General features: G+C 44.4%; 9 protein-coding genes and 1 other RNA gene. 5 read left to right on the forward strand and 5 right to left on the reverse strand.

Going from position 1 to position 13,605, the window contains the following annotated elements:
• The first annotated feature begins 83 nt into the window (after positions 1 to 83).
• The gene (locus ACTHQF_RS11635; RefSeq protein WP_440430389.1) at positions 84 to 2,288 is read left to right on the forward strand and encodes an alpha-galactosidase; all 2,205 of its coding nucleotides are present in this window, start codon (positions 84 to 86) and stop codon (positions 2,286 to 2,288) included.
• A gap of 178 nt (positions 2,289 to 2,466) precedes the next feature.
• Here ACTHQF_RS11635 and ACTHQF_RS11640 read toward each other — a convergent pair whose 3' ends face one another.
• On the reverse strand, positions 2,467 to 3,225 hold the full coding sequence (locus ACTHQF_RS11640; RefSeq protein WP_440430390.1) for a hypothetical protein: 759 nt from the start codon (positions 3,223 to 3,225) through the stop codon (positions 2,467 to 2,469).
• Between the two features lie 217 nt (positions 3,226 to 3,442).
• On the opposite strand from ACTHQF_RS11640, the gene rocD reads away from it, so the two are divergent.
• Together rocD and ACTHQF_RS11650 are read left to right on the forward strand one after the other, a co-directional pair.
• The gene (gene rocD, locus ACTHQF_RS11645; protein WP_440430391.1) at positions 3,443 to 4,684 is read left to right on the forward strand and encodes an ornithine--oxo-acid transaminase; all 1,242 of its coding nucleotides are present in this window, start codon (positions 3,443 to 3,445) and stop codon (positions 4,682 to 4,684) included.
• 10 nt (positions 4,685 to 4,694) lie between these two features.
• A complete protein-coding gene (locus ACTHQF_RS11650) occupies positions 4,695 to 5,978 on the forward strand; it encodes an endo-1,4-beta-xylanase (protein ID WP_440430392.1) in 1,284 nt (427 codons plus the stop codon).
• A gap of 192 nt (positions 5,979 to 6,170) precedes the next feature.
• Here the strand turns inward: ACTHQF_RS11650 and ssrA are convergent.
• Positions 6,171 to 6,537, reverse strand: a transfer-messenger RNA (tmRNA) gene (ssrA, locus tag ACTHQF_RS11655).
• Positions 6,538 to 6,739: 202 nt separating this feature from the next.
• Complete coding sequence (locus ACTHQF_RS11660; RefSeq protein WP_440430393.1) at positions 6,740 to 7,312, reverse strand: YdeI/OmpD-associated family protein; 573 nt, start codon at positions 7,310 to 7,312, stop codon at positions 6,740 to 6,742.
• Positions 7,313 to 7,500: 188 nt separating this feature from the next.
• On the opposite strand from ACTHQF_RS11660, the gene ACTHQF_RS11665 reads away from it, so the two are divergent.
• Positions 7,501 to 8,988 carry a serine hydrolase gene (locus ACTHQF_RS11665; protein WP_440430394.1) on the forward strand — a complete coding sequence of 496 codons (1,488 nt, stop codon included), beginning with the start codon at positions 7,501 to 7,503 and terminating at the stop codon, positions 8,986 to 8,988.
• Positions 8,989 to 9,237: 249 nt separating this feature from the next.
• Here the strand turns inward: ACTHQF_RS11665 and ACTHQF_RS11670 are convergent, their stop codons facing one another.
• Positions 9,238 to 10,437 (reverse strand): pyridoxal phosphate-dependent aminotransferase, encoded by a 1,200-nt coding sequence (locus ACTHQF_RS11670; protein WP_440430395.1) that lies wholly within the window; start codon positions 10,435 to 10,437, stop codon positions 9,238 to 9,240.
• Between the two features lie 144 nt (positions 10,438 to 10,581).
• Positions 10,582 to 10,965, reverse strand: a complete 384-nt coding sequence (locus ACTHQF_RS11675; protein ID WP_440430396.1) for a DUF1573 domain-containing protein — start codon at positions 10,963 to 10,965, stop codon at positions 10,582 to 10,584.
• Between the two features lie 141 nt (positions 10,966 to 11,106).
• Between ACTHQF_RS11675 and ACTHQF_RS11680 the strand changes: the two genes are divergently transcribed.
• Positions 11,107 to 13,518 carry an alpha-ketoacid dehydrogenase subunit alpha/beta gene (locus ACTHQF_RS11680; RefSeq protein ID WP_440430397.1) on the forward strand — a complete coding sequence of 804 codons (2,412 nt, stop codon included), beginning with the start codon at positions 11,107 to 11,109 and terminating at the stop codon, positions 13,516 to 13,518.
• Positions 13,519 to 13,605 lie beyond the last annotated feature (87 nt).

Consider the following 13,605-nt stretch of genomic DNA (forward strand, 5'->3'; position numbering starts at 1 on the left):
TAAAGCAGTTAAAAAGGCGTTGGAATTTCCCGGGTTCTTACCTATCTTTTGGGATTAATAACCTAATAATCCTGAGCCCTACTTTGAAACCATACGCTAAGTCAATCAAAATCTTCGCAAGCGCCACACTTATAGTTACTTCGCTGTTTTCTAGCCAAAGCATTTCTGCACAGGTCATCATCCCGGTGGAAACGAAGAACACCGCTTTAGTACTGCAAAGTGATGCCAAAAACAATCTTGGTTTAATTTACTTTGGGCGAAAACTTAGCCAGCCTACTGAATATAACGCAATCTCCGCCATGTACAAACAGACGGAAGACTATACAGGTGTAGCTAATGCCGCATATACCAGTTCTGGATCCCGGAACCTTTTCGAGCCTGCCATCACGGTTCGCCATGCCGACGGCAACAACTCTTTGGATCTAAGATATCTGCGGCATACTGTGGAGAAACTTGACAGCAACGTATCACTTATAACCGTCTTCTTAAAAGATCCGGTATATGCATTCGACGTAAACTTATTCTATAAAGTTTATTTTAATGAGGATGTTGTAGAGCAATGGAGTTCCATTAAGAACAACGAAAAGGGTAATGTTGTCCTGAAGAAGTTTGCTTCAGCGAACTTATACTTCAAAGGAGAGGGCTTCTGGCTAAATCAGTACCATGGCGACTGGGCGAAAGAAATGCGGCCGGAAGAGTCCAAGCTCACCCATGGTATCAAAACCCTTGACACAAAGCTGGGCACCCGTGCAAATCTCTTTCAGCCCTCTGTATTTATGATATCGATGGATAAGCCGGCAACAGAGGATGAAGGCACGGTATTATATGGCGCATTAGAGTGGAGCGGTAATTTCCGAACCGATCTGGAACTCGATAACCAGGATAACCTCAGGATCATCTCCGGTATCAACAACTACGCTTCTGATTATACGCTCAAAGCAAAGGAGCGCTTTACCACACCTGCCTTTCTCTATACTTTATCGACCGCCGGTAAAGGTCTGGCCAGCAGGAATCTGCACAATTGGGCAAGGAACTATAAATTGCTCGACGGAAAAGGGGACCGGTTAACCTTGCTGAACAATTGGGAAGCGACCTACTTTGACTTCAATGAAAATAAGCTTTTCGAGCTGATTAAAGATACCAAAAAGCTTGGCGTAGACTTATTTCTTTTAGACGACGGTTGGTTCGCAAATAAATATCCTCGTAATGGTGATGGGGCAGGTTTGGGTGACTGGCAGGAGAATAAACAGAAATTGCCGAATGGTATTGCATCGCTGGTTAAGGAAGCGGATAAAAACGGCGTTAAGTTCGGCATTTGGATAGAGCCTGAAATGGTAAATCCAAAAAGTGAGTTGTATGAAAAACATCCGGACTGGATTGTAAAGCAGCCCAAAAGGGAGGAGTATTATTTCAGAAATCAGCTGGAGTTGGATTTAACCAATCCTGAGGTACAGGACTTCGTCTTTGATGTTGTCGATGGCCTGTTTACGAAGAATCCTAATTTATCTTACATCAAGTGGGACTGCAATGCTGTAGTTTATAACGCATACTCCGCAACGCTAAAGGATCAATCGCATTTCTACATTGAGTATGTGCGTGGTTTGTATAATGTATTGAAGCGGATTCGGACGAAATATCCTACGGTGCCGATGATGCTATGTTCTGGCGGCGGGGGTAGAGTAGATTATGCGGCACTGCAATATTTCACCGAATACTGGCCAAGCGACAACACGGATCCTATGGAGCGCATCTTTATTCAATGGGAGTATTCCTATTTCTATCCTGCTATCGCGAGCTCGAACCATGTTACCGACTGGGGAAAGCAGCCGATCAAATTTCGTACTGATGTAGCAATGATGGGTAAACTGGGTTTCGATATCGTTGTAAGTGAATTAGGCGATGCTGATCTTAAATTCTGTCAGGATGCGATTAAAACATACAACAGCCTGAAACCTGTAATCTTCCATGGTGATCAATACCGGCTTTCTGACCCTAAGACTTCCGCCGTGGCATCCATCTCCTATATTGATGCAAATAAGTCCTCGGGTGTGATCTTTAATTATTTGGTGAATAACCGATATGGAGAAAACAGCAAGTTACCGATCCGCTTGAAAGGTCTTGATGCAACAAAAAGCTATAGACTAACGGAGCTTAATCTGTATCCTAGTTCAAAGTCGTCCATTGATTCATCTAAGACATATACTGGGGATTTCCTGATGAAAATTGGCTTTAATCCGGATGTTCGTGCTTCCAGGACCAGTGTTATCTTGAAAGTTGACGCGATATAAGGGTTGTGTTTAGATTTAAGGATTATACGCACCCCAAAATGCAGGGTAGGTACATGACCTGCTCTACATCAAATTTAGTAATGGTGTGGTGGTACAGAATCCACAGTAAGAAATATCGAGTAAAAAGAAAGGCATCCCGGAAATGGGATGCCTTTTCAGTTATATAGTTGTTGGTCGGTTATTTCGCCAGTGCGTACCTGATGTTAGAGATCGCTAATCCCTGCAGTTCTGGTTTATAGTTCTCCAGGTAAATGGTTACTTTTTTAAAAGGCGTCTCTGATTTCACGGCAATCAATCTTGCACCTGAAGGTGAGCTTATGGTCTGATTGACGCTGAACAACTCATTTTCTACGCTTGATTCCTCCTCCTGATAACCTACAGAAACATTAAGGTTGATGCCAGTGGCATTTGGTGCGACTTCAAAGCCAAAGGTGGTTACTTTCTTACTAAAGTTTAGCACAAGAAAGTTTGACACATAGCCGTCTTCTCCTTCAGAAAAAAGCACGTTAGGGTACTCAGACGCTGTGTACGGGCTATAGTTCCAGTGGGTCCACCAGCCTTTAGGGCCGTTGTTTAATTTCTTGAAACCTGTAGTGGAGGATACCGTGATTTTTTTGTCTTTAATGTCGTATGCAAATTCACCATCCTTTAGTTTAGAAAGGTCAAGCTTGGTTGTACCTTTTACATATTCCTCGCACACCGAGTCGATCACCTTTACCTTAACATCGTAATAGTTGGTTAGTCTGGAAGCTGGTAAATCTCTGCGTGGCAGGATGCTGGTAGACATCTCATTCCCCTCTAATGGGAATACCTTTTCGGAGATGATGCCGGTCTTTTTGTCAGATAGTTTTTCGAGATCTGCGACTTTTTTTTCGCAAGAGGAGAGGGTTGCTGCGAACAGGGCAGCAAGTAAGGTCGTTCGGTAAAATGCCTTCATAGGAACTGATTGAATTTTGAGATGTGGCGCTAAATTAAGGCATTAACGTAGAAGCGCTGAGGGAACTTTCAAAACGGGAAATTTCGTATAATTCTATACAGGACTTGAGAAATGAAATGAGTATTTACGTCGTCTTTGCCTTGATTTCCACAATGGGACGCGGCTTAGCGGTAATTTCCTGGATAGAATTTGTAATTTGGGCTTCAATTCAGATACGATGAAAAGAACAATATCCAGCGAAGAAGCAATTGCCCTTGAAGATAAATATGGCGCCCACAATTATCATCCACTGCCAGTAGTGCTGGACAGGGGACAGGGTGTTTATGTATGGGATCCGGAGGGTAAACGGTACTTTGATTTTCTTTCCGCTTATAGTGCGGTGAACCAGGGGCACTGCCACCCCAGGATTATTGCTGCCCTGACGGCACAAGCTAGTCAGCTGACGCTAACCTCACGTGCCTTCTACAGCTCCAAGCTTGGCGAGTGCGAGCAATATATCACAAGCTACTTTGGCTACGAAAAAGTTTTAATGATGAACTCGGGCGCTGAAGCTGTGGAAACTGCAATTAAGCTTGCCAGAAGATGGGGTTATGTTAAAAAGGGCATTCCGGACCAGAAAGCAACGATTATCGTTGCAGATGAAAACTTTCACGGCCGTACTACGGGTATCATTTCCTTTTCTTCCGACCCAAGTGCTACGAACAACTTCGGACCGTATATGTCGGGCTACGTTTCCGTGCCGCACAACAACCTGGAGGCTTTGGAGCAGCAGTTGCGCAATCCCGATGTTTGTGCGTTTCTGGTTGAACCAATCCAGGGAGAGGCGGGTATAAAGCTGCCGGATGATGGCTATTTGGCTAAAGCCCAAGCGCTGTGTAAACAACATGATGTGCTGTTCATCGCTGATGAAATTCAAACCGGGATCGCCCGTACAGGGAAACTTCTGGCCTGTGATTATGATGAGGTACGCCCTGACGTGTTGATTTTAGGGAAAGCTTTGTCGGGCGGTGTACTTCCGGTATCGGCTGTTCTGGCAGATGATGAGATTATGTTGACGATAAAACCAGGTGAACATGGCTCAACTTTCGGGGGTAATCCACTTGCCTGCGCGGTGGCCATGGCAGCGTTGGAAGTTGTAAAGGAAGAAGATCTGGCAGGGAATGCAGCTGCAATGGGTGGGTTATTCAGGGCAGGCTTGCAAAAGCTGCAGGAGCAGTTTCCGGATATTATTTCGGTTGTTCGTGGACGTGGCTTGTTAAATGCCGTGGAAATTATGGAACAGGCTGATGGGCGAAGTGCCTGGGATCTATGTGTGGCCTTGAAAGATATGGGGCTGCTTGCCAAGCCTACGCATGGGCATATTATCCGCTTTGCACCGCCATTGATCATTACAGAAACACAGATGCAAGAAAGCCTGGAAATTATTCGGCGAACTTTGGAAGGTTTTAGAACGACTTAGCGCCACCACTATGAGAAATCTTTTCAAATCCATATTTATGATGATGCTGATGGCTTCTTTCAGCGAGTGTGTTCCGCCCGAAAATAGTTCAAATAATCGGCCTAAGGATTCCCTCACACAAGCTACAGCTCCGAACGCAGTAGACACGATCAGTGAACCATCGTCGGATGTAGCGCCGGAAATACCAAATGAAGAACCTGAACCCATTCGGCCATCAGAGAGGGCTAAAAGCAATTCCGTAGCTGAGGTGAAGCCGGTGCCAAGCTTGGAAACCAAACCCTCAACATCGCCGAATACAGTACCAGCATCACGATCTCGTGTTTCCAAGAAAGAGCTCAAGAATGTACTGCCCTTTAAACTCGGAGCCGCTGTGAAGGCTTCTGGTATGTTAAGGGACAAGTCGCACAAAGCAGTTTTTTATAAATACTTCAACAGCATTACGCTTGAAAATGCAATGAAGATGGGTCAGTTGCAGCCTCGGAAAGGCTACTTTGATTTTAAAACTGCTGACGCTATTGTTAATGATGCACTTAAAAAAGGCGTGCGCGTACATGGCCATTGTCTGGTCTGGCGTAATGTTCCTGCTTGGGTAAAGAACTTTAAAGGTGATAAAGCCGACTGGGAGAATTTGCTAGAGACGCATATCAAAACTGTGGTTAAGCATTTTAAAGGTAGGGTAACATCCTGGGATGTTGTGAATGAATTTTTCAAAAAGGGCGGTGGTCTTGAGGCTGCCAATAGGAACATCTGGATTGAGAAGATCGGTGAAGATGTGATCAACAAAGCTTTCATTTGGGCGCATGAGGCTGATCCGGATGCATTACTTTTTTATAATGACTTTGATCTTCAGTATACCAACAAAAAGACACAATCTTGCTACGATTGGGCGAAAAGCTGTAAAGCTAAGGGTATTCCGCTTCATGGAATTGGCAATCAGATGCACACCGATGTTAACCTAAATTTAGGAGAGTTCGAGCGAAACACGAGACGGTTTGCCAATTTAGGTTTACTAATCCACCTATCTGAACTTGACGTACGGGCGGGCGCTGCAACACTTAACCCTGCACAAGAGCAAAAAAAGGCTAAAACCTATTCTGAGATTTTTCGGATATATAGTAAGGTAGTTAAGCCAAAGCAACGATATGGAATTACGACCTGGGGCGTAGGAAAAGCTGACTGGTATTTGAATGCCGATGCAGGTAAAGGCAAATCGGTTGACGATCCGCTGCTACTGAGTGACAAAATGGAAGAAACGCCAGCATACATGAAACTTCTTAAGGATTTCGGTAACTGACATGTTCTTGCTTTCGGCAGGGCTGGAAGCGGCTACAACGTGCTTCGTAATTGTCGTTCATTAAACATTCTTTAGATGAATCATCGTTGATGTAGATAGGCCAGAACACTAACTAGATATATTCTCATCGACTTACGAAGTCCAGTTAAAAAAAAAGACACCCGTTTTGCGAGTGTCTTTTTTCCGTGAGTCTTGTGGAGCCGAAGGGGTTCGAACCCTTGTCCAGTTGTGTGATAAATTATGCCTTCTACATGCTTATTTTCCATTTTCTTGTCGGGATCAGACGGGCCGGAAACCTACCTTGCCTTTCTCCTTAGGTACTTTATCTCACGGCTGCCCCGTACCTGGCAGTCGCCAGCATTGTTATTTCGATGCTCCTGATTCTAACCTAACAATGCAGCAGTTAGAGGAACAAAAGCTAGCGTAATTCTAAATTAGGCAGCTAAGGCGTAGTTATTTTCGCCAATTATAGTTTGAACGTTCTCTTTTAAGTGCTCTCCGTACAACGCACTGCATGCTAACATACTTAGCTCCACCCTGTCAAATCCAAAACGGCCCCAGTATGTTTGTAAAGGGTAAGGTTAACTATTCCTAGCCTTTACAACTGCAAATATACCACAATTGTGCCAGAATTCTATACTACCAATTATACGCTTATTGTAAAATGAATCTGGAATTTGCAACAGTCTGTCAGCATTGCCTTGCTAGTTGTTGCCATCGTCTATATAGGAGGGCAGGAAAGAAAGCTGTTTTTCTGGCGCTTAGAAGAATATTTTGAGCTTCTCCTGCCGGGATGCAGCTTCTACAATCTCCTTGATTCTTCTTTGCCGGGTTTCCGGGCGTTTTGCAAGTACCAGCCATTGCAACATCTGTTTTCTCAGGGATTTACTTAAGCTTAGAAAGAAATCTTTTGCGCCAGATTGCATGGCGAGGGCATTGTCGAGGTCTGCCGGGACAATGAGTTCTTCAACTTCATCTAAAATTGACCAGGAGCCATTCTGTTTAGCAAGTTCAATGCATTTAAAACCAGCAGGGGTCATTAAGCCCGCGGCTGTTAACCGCGTTATCTTTTCTTTGTTTACTTTAGACCATCCACTTTGTGGCTTTCGCTTGCAGAAAAACTGCGTAAATTGATCTTCTCCAAGGGATTTACGGGTACTATCAATCCATCCGAAGCAAAGTGCCTCATCAACAGCATCGCTGTAGCTTATACTTGCTGCGTTGCTCTTTTTCTTGTAGTAGATGAGCCAGACGGCTTGCTTCGTTTGGTGGTTTTCCTCGAGCCAGGTTCTCCATTCCTTGCGACTTGCGGGGCAAAAAGTTTCTTTTTCCATCTTTAACAAAGCATCAGGTTGTTGTGAAATTCTCTGATTAAGTCTAACCGCTTGATTTCTTGCTTAGTACCTTTCAGCGCAGCTTTACGCATTTTCTACTCAGAGATCGAGGTTGTATTGCAAGATACAGCTTGTGTAACAAAACCCAGTGGTGTCGCTCTAATTTGTAAATATCTAAACGCTAAATTATGTTCGCACGCAAAGCCTCCATTGCAATAGTTACCATTTTATCATTGCCTTTGTGCCTTCTGGCGCAAAGTGTTTCTACTTCCGACAGTGTAGATCTGTTTATCAGCCGTGTTATGCAGGAGAAAAAGATTCCCGCGTTGCAGTTGGCAGTGGTCCGTGATGGAAAAGTAGTTAAGCATGCCACATACGGGATGGCTAACCTGGAGCATAATATCAAAGCAACAGAAAAGAGTATTTTCTCGATCAATTCTATTACTAAAGCTTTCACCGGCGTGGCAATTATGCAACTAGTGGAGGCTGGTAAATTGAATATCAAAGATCCCTTGTCGAAACACCTGGATAGCTTGCCGCAGGCCTGGCAACAGATTACCTTGCAGCAGGTACTGACACATACTTCGGGCTTACCCGACATGGATGGCTCTGATGGAATGATCATGGGTAAAGGAGACGAACGTTTAGCCATGGAAGAGATTACGAAACGTCCAATAGATTTTAAGCCCGGTGAAAAGTTCAGTTACAACCAGACCGGTTACGTACTATTAGGACAGATCATTACCAAATTAAGTGGAATGCACTTTACAAAGTTCATTGAAAGCAGGCAATTTGCTGTTGCAGATATGAAGTTGACGCGATTTGGTGATTCCTATGACGTTATCCCAAATAGTGCGGGTTCTTATACGCTTACGAAACAGAAGGGCGAACAGTTTGTGCGTAACGACAAACCTGGTGTAGCCTATATCCAGTTTCCGGAGTTCTACAGGACTGCCGCTGGGATATTGTCGACGGCAACGGATATGGCGAACTGGGTTATCGCACTGAAAACGGGTAAACTGTTGAAAGACAAAGCAAGCATGGAAATCATGTGGACGCCTGCAGTATTGAACAACGGGAGAATTGGTGGCTTTAACAGGCTGACTAACGGTTATGCATTGGGTTGGCCGACGGTTTCGAGAGCAGAACATCCGGCAGTTGCGCCAGTTGGTGGTGGGCGTTCTTCAGTTTTTGTATATCGCAATGATGACCTTTCCATTATTGTGCTATCTAACTTAATGGGCGGTAATCCTGACCAGTTTACGGATGAGATTGCGGGTTTTTACATCCCCGATATGAAGGCTGAAAACGGCTTTGGCTTATCACCGGGTTTGAAGAAGCTGAATGCCGCCTTGCGGAAAACGGGGTTTGAGCATACAGGTAGTGCCATGGCTAGCTTGAAAAAATTGGACCCGGCTTTTACATTGAGTGACGATGAACTTAATGGATGGGCTTATCAGCTTCTGGCTCAGAAAAGATTTAAAGAGGCACTGTCAATCTTTCAGTTGAATGTTAGCCTGCATCCTAAAAGTGCCAATGCTTTTGATAGTTTGGGTGAGATGTATGAAGTGCTGGAACAGCCGAAAGAAGCACTTGCGAGTTATAAGAAATCACTTGCTTTGAATCGGGAAAACAAGAATGCAGCGGGACGGATAAAGGCATTAACATCGAAATAGGTCCGGTGTTAACGCCGGGTGCTTCTACCTTGCGGAGGTAAATAGGAATGGGACAAAGGCAAATAAGCCTTTAATGTAGGTGGTTCATCATGAAAAAAGCCGCTGTTACTAGACTGACCTCAAATAGTATTTAACTTTGGGGGCAGTTTAGTAACAGGGGCTTTTATTGTATAATAGGATGAGCTGCTTTATGATAAGATGAGCTGGGCTTCAAAATGATGTGCGCTGCTCTGAACTTCGGCGTACTCCCTATATTGTGCGTCCTGGATATTGCTTCAAGGCAACTTCAAGGCAGTTCATGGCAGACTCCAAGTCAGCTGTATTTAATACATACGCCATACGAACTTCGTTCTTTCCAAATCCAGGGCTGGAGTAGAAGCCCGTAGCAGGAGCCATCATCACGGTTTCACCATTATGATCAAAGCTTTCCAGCATCCATTGGCAGAATGCATCTGCGTCATCGATCGGTAACCTTGCTACTACATAGAAAGCACCACCTGGATTAGGGCAGAAAACACCTTCAATGGCGTTCAATCTGCTCACCAAAGTGTCTCTTCTTAAAGTATATTCTTTATTTACTTCTTCAAAATAACTATCCGGGGTATCTACTGCAGCGGTTCCGGCAATCTGTTCCACCATGCCCGGGCTTAGTCTCGCCTGTGCAAACTTTAATGCAGATTTAATAACCTCTTTGTTTTTAGTGATCAGACAGCCAAGTCGGGCACCACATGCGCTGTAACGCTTTGAGACGGTATCCATGATCACCACATTTTCTTCTAAACCTTCCAGGTGCATTGGAGAGATGAATGTACGGCCATCATAGCAAAACTCGCGGTAAGCTTCATCGGAGAATAAAAACAAGTCGTACTTAAGGCAAAGCGCTTTTAACGCATCCAGTTCTTCTTGTGAATATAAATACCCTGTCGGGTTATTTGGATTACAGATGATGATTGCCTTGGTCTTGTCTGTAATTAATTTCTCGAATTCAGAGATCGCCGGCAAGGCAAATCCGTTCTCAATATACGAAAGGATAGGTTTCACAACTACGTTGCTCATACAAGCAAAACCATTGTAGTTGGCATAAAAAGGCTCTGGGATAATGATCTCATCGCCTTCATTTACGCAGGTCTGCATCGCAATTGTGATTGCTTCAGAACCACCTACTGTGACTAAAATGTCTTCGGGCGTAATGTTGTAACCAAGTTTGTTGTAGTATTCTGCAAGCTTGCTGCGGTAGGTAAGGGTACCTTCAGAAGAGGTATAAGCCCAAACATCGAAATCGATGTTTTTAATGGCATCCAGCATTCCGCTTGGCGTAGCGATGTCTGGCTGACCTATGTTTAGGTGGTATACTTTTTTACCCGCTCTTTTTGCCTGATCTGCAAATGGCGTTAGTTTTCTGATCGGTGAGGCGGGCATTTGAATTCCCTTTTCTGATATATTAGGCATGGTGCAAAATTAAAAAACCCCGCTAAAAAACGGGGTCTTTGTGAAATTATCTTTCAATAGTTTGGATTCGTAATTCTTTAAGCCCTGCGCTCCTCATCCAGCCTTATTTGCCAGAACCCGGCTAAGGGTGGGAAAGCGCCATCATTACTTGGCAACAGTCTCCCCTTTGATATACAAGACTTTTGTGGAGGTTTTAGCATTCGAATTAACAGTAACTATTTTACTAAACGGCAAAGGTGCTCCCGCCGGATTGAAGGTTACTTTTACAAAGCCTTTTTCTCCTTTTTTCACCGGAGTTTTAGTGTATTCAGACACCGTACATCCACAGCTTGATTCCACTTTAGTGATCTGAAGCGGTACGTCACCAGTGTTGGTATACACAAAATCAACAGAAACCGGCGTGCCTAGAGTAACTTTACCAAAGTTGTGTGATTCTTTCTCAAACTTAAATTCAGCAGGTGCTGATTGTGCATTTGCAAGAAAAGTAGCGCCGGTTAGTAAGGTGAATAGTAATAAAATCTTTTTCATATCTCCGTGTGTTTAATTCAAAAATAAGTTATTCTAATTGATTTTAAAAGGGCTGTACAGATATATTACAAAGCACGGTTAATCCGAACTTTATAAAAATTGTATCTTTGCCGGGTAATTCTATTGCTTATGACGCCAAATATGAACCTTACGACTAACCCAATCGACACTGCTGAATTAAGTTTCACTGACTTCAAGTCGATCGTAATTCAGGACTACAAAATCGCTGTCGAGAGCAGGCAAGCCAGTTTGCTCGGCCGTAAGGAGGTATTATCCGGAAAAGCCAAGTTCGGTATCTTCGGAGACGGAAAAGAAGTTCCACAGATCGCGATGGCCAAGGCTTTCAAGAAGGGCGACTGGCGGTCAGGATATTATCGGGACCAGACTTTCGCCTTTGCTACCGGCATTGCTACCATCAAAAGTTTTTTCGCACAGCTCTACGCTAATCCTGATCTGGAGGCAGATCCCGCTTCTGCCGGGCGCCAGATGAACTGTCACTTTGCCACCCGTTCTTTAAATGAGGACGGTAGCTGGAAAGATCTTACCCAGATGAAGAACAGCTCTGCTGATATTGCGCCCACCGGCGCACAGATGGCGAGGTTGGTGGGCTTGGCTTACGCTTCAAAGCTTTATAGACAAAATCCTGAGCTTGCATATCTGAAGAATTTCTCGGTAGAAGGAAATGAAGTAGCATTTGGTACAATCGGAAACGCCTCTACCTCAGAAGGTGTTTTCTTTGAAGCGATAAACGCTGCCGGCGTACTACAAGTACCAATGGCCGTTTCCGTCTGGGACGATGGTTATGGTATCTCGGTGCCTGCTAAATATCAGACCACTAAAGAAGATATATCTGAGATCTTAAAAGGCTTTCAGCGGAATGGTAGCCAGAATGGCTATGAGATCTACAAAGTGAGAGGATGGGATTACCCTGCATTATGTGAGACCTACCAGAAAGCGATAGATGTTTGCCGGGAACAGCACGTCCCTGTACTTATTCACGTTACTGAGGTTACGCAACCACAGGGCCACTCGACCTCGGGATCTCACGAACGCTACAAAGATAAAGCCCGGTTAGAATGGGAAAAAGAATACGATTGTATTCTTCAGATGCGTAAATGGATGATTGAATCGGCCATTGCCACAGAAGAGGAAATCACAAACATTGAAAATGAAGCGAAAGCTTTTGTGCGTAATGCGCAGAAAGAGGCTTGGAATGAGTTTTTAAACGTCATCAAGGAAGATAAAAAGACTGTCACGAACCTGATCAATGCCTTGGATGAACGTGATCCTGCTATCCTGCGGATTACTTCGAAGTTGTCCAGCACGCCAGATGCGCTGCGTAAAGACCTTCTTACTGCTGCAAGAAAAGCTTTGAGGATAACGATTAATAATCCTTCGCCAGCGAGACAAGCTTTACTGGAATGGGTGAATGCCAGCTTAGCAGACAATGCTGAAAAATATAACACTAAACTATTTACGGAGGGTAGGGATACCCCATCGGCGGTTGTCTCCAACCCCGTGGAATATTCTGATGATGCTAAGATGGTGGATGGACGTGAGCTCTTGAACGCCTGTTTTGATGCCAACTTTGGGCGGGATCAGCGTTTAGTGGCCTTTGGTGAAGACTTAGGAAATATCGGAGATGTGAATCAGGGCTTCGCAGGTTTACAAGCCAAATATGGTGAACTGCGAATCAGTGATACCGGGATTCGTGAAATGACCATTATCGGCCAGGGGATAGGATTAGCCATGCGTGGCTTGCGGCCAATTGCGGAAATCCAGTACCTGGATTATCTGCTTTTCGCGCTGAACATCTTAAGTGATGATCTTGCTACACTTTCCTATAGAACAAAAGCCGGTCAAAAAGCGCCAGTTATTGTGCGTACACGCGGTCACAGGCTAGAAGGTGTTTGGCACTCTGGTTCTCCGATGGGTATGATCCTTGGGTCCCTAAGGGGTTTGCATATATGCGTTCCGCGTAACATGACGCAGGCTGCCGGTATGTACAACACCCTGTTTCGTGCTGATGAACCTGCATTGGTGATCGAGTGTTTGAATGGCTATCGTTTGAAAGAGAAGATGCCAGACAATGTCGGAGCGTATACCGTTCCGCTTGGAAAAGCAGAAGTGCTTAGGTCCGGTACTGATGTTACGCTGGTTTGCTATGGTTCTACACTGAGAATTGTAGAAGAAGCAGTGGAAGAACTGGCAGCGATGAATATTTCTGTGGAAGTTATTGATCCACAAACACTATTGCCATTCGATATCGACGCACTTTGTGCGAAGTCTCTGCAAAAAACAAATAAGCTTTTAGTTGTTGATGAGGATGTTCCAGGCGGTGCAAGTGCATACATCCTGCAGCAGATCATGGAAGTTCAAAAAGGATACTATTACCTGGATTCACAGCCACGAACCCTTACCGCCAAGGCACATCGCACTCCATACGGTTCTGATGGTGATTACTTCACCAAGCCATCCGTAGATGATGTTGTTGAAACTGTGTACCAGATGATGCACGAGTATAATGCAAATAAATATCCTTCAATATATTAACCGATAACGTTCGATGGGGCTTTTGAATGTAGGAAGGTAATTACACTTACCTGTTAAAGGCACAAAGAAGACTCCGATAAAACGAAC

The sequence above is a fragment of the Pedobacter sp. SAFR-022 genome (assembly GCF_051965375.1).
GTDB lineage: Bacteria > Bacteroidota > Bacteroidia > Sphingobacteriales > Sphingobacteriaceae > Pedobacter.